The sequence below is a fragment of the Bradyrhizobium sp. 23AC genome, from assembly GCF_054863025.1.
This window is the reverse complement of record NZ_JAVAYN010000082.1, coordinates 1-405: the sequence shown is the minus strand read 5'-3', so window position 1 is coordinate 405 and position 405 is coordinate 1. Positions and strand designations below refer to the sequence as shown.

Sequence of the window (405 nt, the reverse complement as noted above, 5' to 3'; positions counted from 1 at the left end):
TGTTTAGTCCGGAGACATGGCTGACACCTGTTCGGACACATCACTGACAGGTTGGCCATTGGTCAAGTCGATGGATGCGACCTGCCAACTGGCGAAGAAGATGCCGTAATGGCCATCGCGGTCCAGCGGCCGGATGGCGAGACTTTCGCGCGCGAAGGCCTGGGGAACCTTCCAGAAGCGTCCCTTGAAGGAAATGTAGGGTCTTGTCGATGAGACCCTACGGACGATCTCGCCGCTGTCGTATTCGACTTTCGGAACGCGAGCCGGCATGGCACGGGTGCTGGGCCGGAAGCGATCGGCGGGGACGTGCATATCAAGGCCTTGGTGAGGACGCTCCAGATTGTAGACCGGCCGCCAGGCGTCGAAGGCGCGCTGGACTTCCGGGAGAGTGCGGAAGCGACGCAT

Annotated in this window: 1 protein-coding gene; it reads right to left on the bottom strand. The window is 61.2% G+C overall.

The genetic code is table 11. The features are described from left to right. Nucleotides 1-3 precede the first annotated feature (3 nt). Nucleotides 4-405 (bottom strand): integrase core domain-containing protein (locus RAD10_RS41535; protein WP_461621990.1); only part of this gene is annotated, 402 nt, incomplete at its 5' end.